7 protein-coding genes and 1 pseudogene are annotated in these 7,472 nt (G+C 76.4%); 4 read left to right on the top strand and 4 right to left on the bottom strand.

Going from position 1 to position 7,472, the window contains the following annotated elements; genetic code table 11:
* Window positions 1-200: 200 nt before the first annotated feature.
* Both ACFU7Z_RS32565 and ACFU7Z_RS32560 read left to right on the top strand, forming a co-directional pair.
* On the top strand, window positions 201-647 hold the full coding sequence (locus tag ACFU7Z_RS32565) for a DUF4442 domain-containing protein (RefSeq protein ID WP_049660764.1): 447 nt from the start codon (window positions 201-203) through the stop codon (window positions 645-647).
* A 109-nt stretch (window positions 648-756) separates the two neighbouring features.
* The gene (locus ACFU7Z_RS32560) at window positions 757-1,665 is read left to right on the top strand and encodes a hypothetical protein (RefSeq protein ID WP_380781457.1); all 909 of its coding nucleotides are present in this window, start codon (window positions 757-759) and stop codon (window positions 1,663-1,665) included.
* Between the two features lie 119 nt (window positions 1,666-1,784).
* Here ACFU7Z_RS32560 and ACFU7Z_RS32555 read toward each other — a convergent pair whose 3' ends face one another.
* The 3 genes from ACFU7Z_RS32555 to ACFU7Z_RS32545 all read right to left on the bottom strand — a co-directional run bounded on the left by ACFU7Z_RS32555 (window position 1,785) and on the right by ACFU7Z_RS32545 (window position 3,926).
* Complete coding sequence (locus ACFU7Z_RS32555; protein ID WP_380781455.1) at window positions 1,785-2,243, bottom strand: GNAT family N-acetyltransferase; 459 nt, start codon at window positions 2,241-2,243, stop codon at window positions 1,785-1,787.
* Window positions 2,244-2,399: 156 nt separating this feature from the next.
* The gene (locus ACFU7Z_RS32550) at window positions 2,400-3,305 is read right to left on the bottom strand and encodes a spermidine synthase (RefSeq protein ID WP_074005154.1); all 906 of its coding nucleotides are present in this window, start codon (window positions 3,303-3,305) and stop codon (window positions 2,400-2,402) included.
* A 105-nt stretch (window positions 3,306-3,410) separates the two neighbouring features.
* Window positions 3,411-3,926 carry a hypothetical protein gene (locus ACFU7Z_RS32545; protein ID WP_053112337.1) on the bottom strand — a complete coding sequence of 172 codons (516 nt, stop codon included), beginning with the start codon at window positions 3,924-3,926 and terminating at the stop codon, window positions 3,411-3,413.
* Between the two features lie 262 nt (window positions 3,927-4,188).
* On the opposite strand from ACFU7Z_RS32545, the gene ACFU7Z_RS32540 reads away from it, so the two are divergent.
* Window positions 4,189-5,811, top strand: a complete 1,623-nt coding sequence (locus ACFU7Z_RS32540) for a tetratricopeptide repeat protein (protein ID WP_380781453.1) — start codon at window positions 4,189-4,191, stop codon at window positions 5,809-5,811.
* 55 nt (window positions 5,812-5,866) lie between these two features.
* Here the strand turns inward: ACFU7Z_RS32540 and ACFU7Z_RS32535 are convergent, their stop codons facing one another.
* On the bottom strand, window positions 5,867-6,523 hold the full coding sequence (locus ACFU7Z_RS32535) for a histidine phosphatase family protein (protein ID WP_074005115.1): 657 nt from the start codon (window positions 6,521-6,523) through the stop codon (window positions 5,867-5,869).
* A gap of 253 nt (window positions 6,524-6,776) precedes the next feature.
* On the opposite strand from ACFU7Z_RS32535, the pseudogene ACFU7Z_RS32530 reads away from it, so the two are divergent.
* Window positions 6,777-7,472, top strand: a pseudogene (locus ACFU7Z_RS32530) (hypothetical protein); the annotation flags it as partial.

Raw genomic sequence — 7,472 nt, 5'->3', positions numbered from 1 at the left:
CTCTTCAAGAGATCGGCCCCTCAGGCGTTTTCGCCTCCCTCGGTCAAACACGGCCTCGGTCGAACACCGCCTCAGCCGGACACGGCCTCAGCTGCGCACGCGCCCCCTCGTCCGCGTGTGCGCCCCCTCACACGCGCCCGCCAGGTCGGCTTTGCGGCGACCCCTGCCCTCAGAAGCTACCGACTAGTAACATCGTCGCCATGACCACTCCCACGATCGGCCAGATGCTCGACTCCACCGTGCCGATGGCGCACACCCTCAAGCTGGAGTACCTGGAGACCACCCCGGAGCGCGCCGTGCTCCGCCTCCCGGACCAGCCCGCGTACCACAACCACGTCGGCGGCCCGCACGCCGGCGCGATGTTCACGCTGGCCGAGTCCGCCAGCGGCTGCATCGTGCTCGCCGCCTTCGGCGACCAGCTGTCCCGGGCCGTGCCGCTCGCCGTGAACGCCGAGATCGCGTACAAGAAGCTGGCCATGGGCGAGGTCACCGCCACCGCACTGCTCGGCCGCCCGGCCGCCGAGGTCGTCGCCGAGCTGGACGCCGGCGGCCGCCCCGAGTTCCCGGTCACCGTCGAGATCACCCGCGCCGACGGAGCCGTCACCGGCGTGATGACGGTCACCTGGACCCTGCGCCCCAACTCCTGACCGCCACCCGGTCGGTGGCCCCGGGAGAACAGGCCCGGGGCCACCCGTACGATGACTGTCCGTGACGGCGGGCGTGACCTCACCGCCCGGCCGCTCGTTCTCGATTCACGTGCGAGCCAATCACGCGACCAAGCCCCAGGAACCCGTCCCCCGCGGCGCCCCGCGCGGCGTCGCCGGCGCCCGCCGCGGGATCGCCCGGCGGCTGCCCCGCCCCCGGGTCCTCGCGGCCGCCGGGGCCCTGCTCGCACAGCTCTGGGGATTCGGCGCCCCCGGTGCGTACGCGGCCACCGCCGACCCGGTACCGGACCCGGCCCGGCCCACCGTCCGCCGCGCCCTGCAGGCCGCACCGGCACTCGACCGGCCGGTGCTCGACAGGCCGGTGCTCGACGGACCCGCCCTCGACGGGCAGTCAGCCGAACGTCCCGTCGGGTCCGGACCGCCGGGCCGCTCCCCCGGGCCCGCCGGGGAGCCGACCGGCAACGGCCCCGCCGACGGGATCACCGGCGTCGCCGGAGCCGTCGGCGGCACCCTCCAGGAACGCATCCGGGCCGGCGGCCTGCCCCTGCCCGGCCAGCGGGCAGCCGTCCCCGACGCCTTCGCGCTCGCCTCCGGCCTGCTCGGCACCGTCCCCGCCCAGGCCCGGCCCGACGGCCCCCGCGCCTCCCGCGAGGGCGAACCCGCCGACCCGCCCTCCGCCACCCGGCACCGCGGCGGCGCCCTCTCCACCGTCCCCCGGCAGCGCGAGGCCGCGACGGAACCCCTGCTCCAGGAGGCGGCCACCGCCGTCGACGAGGGCGGACCCGCCGCCGAAGCCGGCAGCACGGCGGACTCCACCGCCACCCCCGCGCCGGACCATGGCAGCACGCCCGGGACGACGGCCATCGCCGACACCGCCACGGCGGCCGGCTCCGGAGACGGCTCCGCCACCGCGACCGCCGTCCTCGTCCCCATCGCCGCCGGACTCCTGCTCACCGGAGCGGCCATGTGCAAGCACCGCGGACTGCCACGCGGCCACTGAGCGGCCCCGGCCGCAGTGGACCGCCCCGTAAGGCATGGGGACGCTGCGCAGCCGCGAGAAGGCGGCGGGACACCTCCGGCCACCGGGCCCAGGGCCGGGCGGCAGCGCTCCGCCCCCGCCTAAGGCGTGGCCAGCTCCACGGCCAGCAGCGGGAGTTCGCGCCCCGGGATCGAACCGGACGGGACGGCGCCGATCCGGATGGCGCCCATCGCGAGGTAGAACGGCTCGGCGTTCGGATCGGATTCGATGACGAGCCGAGACAGGCCGAGTGCCACGGCCAGGCCCTTCGCCCGTTCGAACAGCGCGCGGCCGACGCCACGGCCGATCGACTCGGGCTCGATGAAGAGCAGGTCCAGCGACCCGGTCGGCGGCGCCCCGGAGAGCGAGACGAAGCCCAGGACCCGCCCGTCGTCCTCGGCCACCGCCGTGGCCGACCGCTCGATCACACCGGCGTCCACGGTCAGCTCCGCTCGACAGTCGGCCATGAACGCCTCGTCGTAGCCCCAGTACGCCTTGGACCGCAGCGCGATGCCGGTGAGCAGCGCGGCCTCCTCTGGCCGGGCCGGTCTGATCTCCATGACGCCCCCTCGGGTCGCTGGCCGGACGGCAGCGCCATTGTCGACCGCGACTCGGTCGTCGGCAAACGGTTTTACGGCCGGCGGAGCGGGTGCGGAGAAGCGGTGCGGAGAAGCACCCGCAGGACCGCCGAACCCCCTACCGCGACGAGCGGCCCGTCAGCGGAACACCCCCGGCGGCGGTTCCGGGGACGGGGCCGCCGTGGCGTCCGTCGCCGGGACGGCGCCGGCCGCGAAGTCGGTGAGGGCGCGGCCGTGTTCGACCCTGGCGTGGGCGGAGTCGGAGGCGGCACGGCGGGTGAGTTCGGCGATCGGCAGCGGGGTGTGGGCGGCGGCCAGGACGAGGTTGCCGAAGCGCTTGCCGCGCAGCACGGCGGGGTCGGCGATCAGGCAGAGCTCGGGGAAGACCGCGGCGAGGGTGGCGACCTGGGAGCGGGCGAAGGGCAGGGCGCCGCCGTCGGCGATGTTGGCGGCGTACCAGCCGCCGGGGGCGAGGGCGCGGGCGGCGAGGGTGGTGAACTCGACGGTGGTGCAGTGGGCCGGGGTGCGGGCCCCGGAGAAGACGTCGGTGATCACCAGATCGACGCTGTCCTCGGGGGTGCGTTCCAGCACGCCGCGGGCGTCCGCGCCGCGCACCTTGATCTGCCAGCCGCGTTCCAGGGGGAGTTCGGCGCGGACGAGTTCGGTGAGCGCGGTGTCGATCTCGGCGACCTGCTGGCGGGAGCGCGGCCGGGTCGCGGCGGTGTAGCGGGCGAGGGTGAGGGCGCCGCCGCCGAGGTGCAGGACGGTGAGCGGGCGGCCGGGCGGGGCGACCAGGTCGATCAGGTGGCCGAGCCGGCGCTGGTACTCGAAGCCGAGGCGGGTGGGGTCGGCGAGGTCGACGAGGGACTGCGGGGCGCCGTCGATCAGCAGCGACCAGGCGGCGGGGCGGTCGCGGTCGGGGCGCAGCTCGGCGAGGCCGGAGCCGACGGGGCGGCTGAGCGGGCCCTGGGCGTGGGTGCGTCCGCCCGGTCCGGTGGTGGCCTCGGGCTCCGGTCCGCGTGCGGCTCTGCTGCTTCGTCCCATGGCGGCCATTATCGCCGCCGCCGGGGGACGTCCGCTGGTCAGGGGCGTGCCACGGGGGCCCGGCCGGAGGTCGACTGGCCCAGCGGGGTCCGCGCGGCACGCCCGCTAGAACGGGCCGAGGCCGCCCGCGGTGAGTGTGCAGGCGGCCTCGCAGAGGGCGGATCGGAGGACCCAGGCGTCGGTGGGGCGGGCGGTGCGGCCGGTGCCGGAGGGCGGGATCACCCAGCGCGGGTCGGTGGCGGCGGGCAGCAGGGCGCCCGCGGTACAGGAGCTGCCGGGCAGGTGCCAGGTCTCCCAGGTGCCGGCCGGGACGAGGAAGGAGACGGTGCTGCCGTTGCGGCTCTGCAGGACGACTCCGCAGGCGCGGCGCAGTCTCAGGATGTCGACGGCCTCCAGGCCGTGCCGCAGGGCGACGGTCACGGTGTCGCAGGCGCTGACGACGGCGCCCTCCTCGGGGGCGGTGCGCTCGCGCCGGTGGCCGCCGCGGGGGAGGCGGCCGCCTTCGACCGGTCCCCGGCCGGAGAGCCGGTCGTCGGCGGGTTCGGGGAGCAGGGCGGGGGCCGCGCCGGCGAGCACTCCCCCGGGGACGGGTCGGTACTGCGGCAGTCCGGTGGCCATCATGGGCTCTCCTGTACCTCGTCGGGTCCGGAAGCACAGCCGTTGGGAGGGGCCACCCGGCTGGGACGGGCCGGGCGACGGCGTGGGCTTCTTCCTCGTACCAGGACAACGCGGGGGTCGTGGCGCAGGCCACGGGGCGCATTACAGCAAGGCATGGCATTTCATGGCGGATACCCCGCAACATCGCCCTTTTTACTCGGGATTGACACGATATGTCCCACCAACCGAATGTGTCCGCTCGGTGACTCCGAGTACTCTCGGCGCCATGGCAGCCACCCCACCGGCCGAGCCGAACCGTCCGTCCCCCAACGCCGTGATGCGCGCACTGCGCGGCGACCGCTCTCCCGGCGAGTTCGCCACGGCCGTCCGCAGGGCCGCCCGCGAGATCGGCGAGCACGTGTCCTGCGACGCCCGGTACGTCGGGCGGGTCGAGTCCGGTGAGATCCGCTGCCCCAACTACGCCTACGAGCGGGTGTTCCGGCACATGTGGCCGGACCGCGCGCTCACCGACCTCGGCTTCGCCCCCCGGACCTCCGTCCGCCGCCGCCCGGCGGACCGGTCCGTCGGGCGGAGCGAACCCCCTCCGCTCCACCCGACGTTCCCGCCCCCGCCCGCCCCGCGCTCACCTCTCTCCACTCAACTCCCGTACGCTGCCTCGCCGTACACGGATCCAGCCGCACCGGACGGGCCTCCGTGGCCGAGCCGCGGGACGGTGCCCAGGGGGCCCGATGGATCGCCCAATCTCGACGAGGAGAACGACGACGTGCGTCGCCGTACGTTCCTGGCCGGCGGCACCACCGCGCTGGCCTCCGTGATCGGCATCGACCGACCGGCCTCGGCGGCCGGCCGGCAGGCCGGCGCCGACGGCGCCCCCGGTGCGCTCGCCGGCCAAGGCGCCTTCCCCGGTGCGGAGTTCACCGCGCCGTCGCTGCTCGGCGGCGAACCGCTGGTGCCCGGCCGGCCCGGGCCGGTGGGGCCGCTGCGCCGGGTCGGCGCCGCCGAGGTGCTCGGCGTGGAACAGGCCGTCCGGGAGATCCGGCTGGCCGACGACGCGCACGGCGCCGACGCCCTGTACGAGCTCGCCGGGCGGTCGCTGCGCAACGCGTACGTACTGCTCAACGAGTGCGAGTACAGCCCGGAGACGGAACGCCGGCTGCAGACCGGGGCGGGCGAACTCGCCATCTCCGTCGGCTGGTTGGCCCACGACTCGAACCGGCTCGCGGACGCCCGCTCGTTCTACTCCGAGGCGCTCGCCACCGCCCGGATGGCCGGGGACTCCGCCCTGGAGGCGCACGTCTTCTGCAACAGCGCCTTCCTGGCCAGGGACGCCGGCCGCCCGCGCGAGGCGCTGCGCGCCGCCCAGGCCGGGCAGGTCGCCGCCCGGGGCCTGGGCTCCGAGCGGCTGCTCGCCCTGCTGGCCATGCGCGAGGCCGGCGCCTGGGCGCTGCTCCAGGACCGCGTCTCCTGCGAGCGCGCGCTCGGCCGGGCGTACGCCCTGTTCGACCGGGGCCCCGGCGGGCGGGACCCGGAGTGGATGTCCTTCTTCGGCGAGGCCGAGATCGCCGGCCTCCAGTCGCAGTGCTGGTCGGCGCTCGGCGACTGGGACCGCGCCAGCGAGCAGGCCGGGCTGGCGATAGCGCTCCAGAAGCCGCACTTCGTCCGCAACCGGGTGCTGTACACCGCCGAGCTGGCCCACGACCGGCTCGGCCGCGGGGACCTGGCGGGGGCGGCGCACCACGGCTCGGCCGCCGTCGCGCTGTTCGGCGCCGTCCGCTCGGCCCGGATCCGGAGCATGCTCGCGGACACCGCCGGGCGGCTGCGCCCGCACGTCGCGGTGCCCGAGGTGCGCCGGTTCCTGACCGACTACGACCGGGCGGCGGCCGCCTGAGCCCCGCCGCCCGGCTTGGCCGCGACGGGCCCCGGAGCCGCCCGGCACAGCCGGCTCAGTGCCCGGCGGCCAGGCCCTCCAGGTGGGACAGGTCGTTCCAGACCTCCACCGCCGGGGCGCCGTACTCCCAGGACAGCACGCACAGCGCGGCCGTACCGAGCTTGAACCGCTGGGCGTACTCGGGCGGCAGGCCCAGCCAGCGGGCGGTGAGGATGCGCAGCAGGTGGCCGTGGGCGAACAGGATCACGTCCCGGTCGGCGCAGTGCATCACGGTGGTGTCCGGGGCGGGGACGCCGTGCTCCTCGTTGAGGCCGGCCAGGAAGGCGTCCACCCGGGCGGCCACCTCGGAGAGCTTCTCGCCGCCGGGCACCCCGTCGCGCCAGATCAGCCAGCCGGGCTGGTCACTGGAGCGGATGTCCGCGCCGGTGCGGCCCTCGTACCGGCCGTAGTCCCACTCCATCAGCTCCGGACGCTCCACCGCGCGGTCGCCGAAGCCGGCCAGCTCGCAGGTCTCCTTGGCCCGGCCGAGCGGGCTGGTGTAGACGAGCGCGTCCGGCAGCCCGTTCCAGGGGGCCTTGGCGAGGCGGGCGCCGAGGGCCCGGGCCATCGCCCGGCCCTCCTCGGTCAGCGGGATGTCGGTGCGGCCGGTGTGGCGGCCGGTGGCGGACCACTCGGTCTCGCCGTGGCGGACCAGCACGATGCGGGCGGGCATGGGGACTCCTAGCGACGGGGCGGTGGCAACGGTCGGTCGGTCTCACCATTGAGCACCGGGCTCCATGATCCCCCACCCGGGCGGCGACCACGATCGAGGGGCCCGTCCCGGCGGCCGCGGGACCGGAGGCGGCAGGTGTCCGGTTCCGGCCGCGGCCCGGGGGCGGCGGGCGTCCGGTTCCGGCCGCGGACCGCCTCTCCAACGGCCGGTCCGCACCGCGTTGTCGGACCCGGATGCGACACTGGGCCGCACCATGAACGTCTCGACGAACGTCCCGCCGCGCGGGCCCGCTGAGCCGCTCGCCCAGCGGCTCGCGGAGCTGCGCGGACCGGCCCCGCAGCGCAGTCTGAACGCCCGCTCCCTCGCCGCGCTGGCCGCCAACCCGGGCTGCCACCGCCGCGCCGTGCTCGACGCGGCCGGGGTGGACAAGTCGGTGCTGGCGGCCCGGCTCGGCCGCCCGGCCCCCTTCGGCCAGTCCCCCTTCGCCATCGCCCGCGGCGTGATCTTCGAGTCCCGGCTGAAGGCCGACGGCTACGCCCCGCTGCTGGAGCCGCTCCGCCACCACCTGGGCCTCCCGGCGGACGGGCACGCCCCGCTCCTGGTGCCGGACCTGCTGCACCGCTCGGGCCCGGCCGTGCGCGCCGACCGGACGGCCGAGGCGCTGGCCCTGGCCGCCGCCGACCCGGAGGCCTGGACGCTGCTGGACCACCCGATGCTGCGCCTGGGGGTGGCCGGCAGCACCGCCTACCTGGAGCCGGACGCGCTGGTGGTGCACGGCGGGCGGTGCACCGTGGTCGAGATCAAGTCCTTCCCGGTGCTGGACGGCGGCGCCGACCCGGCCAAGGTCGGCGCCGCCGCCCGGCAGGCCGCCGTGTACGTGCTGGCGCTCCAGCAGCTCGCCGCCGCGGCGGCCGGGCAGCCGCTCGCCGAGGACCCGTACACCTGTCTC

This window comes from Kitasatospora sp. NPDC057518 (assembly GCF_042802075.1).
GTDB lineage: Bacteria > Actinomycetota > Actinomycetes > Streptomycetales > Streptomycetaceae > Kitasatospora.
Note: the sequence above shows the minus strand (reverse complement) of the source record. Positions and strands in the feature narration are given on the sequence as shown.

What these genes read in the sequence shown, in the direction of transcription:
- ACFU7Z_RS32565 (WP_049660764.1), top strand. Translation starts at nt 201, where the DNA reads ATGACCACTCCCACGATCGGCCAGATGCTCGACTCCACCGTGCCGATG.
- ACFU7Z_RS32555 (WP_380781455.1), bottom strand. Translation starts at nt 2,243, where the DNA reads ATGGAGATCAGACCGGCCCGGCCAGAGGAGGCCGCGCTGCTCACCGGC.
- ACFU7Z_RS32550 (WP_074005154.1), bottom strand. Translation starts at nt 3,305, where the DNA reads ATGGGACGAAGCAGCAGAGCCGCACGCGGACCGGAGCCCGAGGCCACC.
- ACFU7Z_RS32545 (WP_053112337.1), bottom strand. Translation starts at nt 3,926, where the DNA reads ATGATGGCCACCGGACTGCCGCAGTACCGACCCGTCCCCGGGGGAGTG.
- ACFU7Z_RS32540 (WP_380781453.1), top strand. Translation starts at nt 4,189, where the DNA reads ATGGCAGCCACCCCACCGGCCGAGCCGAACCGTCCGTCCCCCAACGCC.
- ACFU7Z_RS32535 (WP_074005115.1), bottom strand. Translation starts at nt 6,523, where the DNA reads ATGCCCGCCCGCATCGTGCTGGTCCGCCACGGCGAGACCGAGTGGTCC.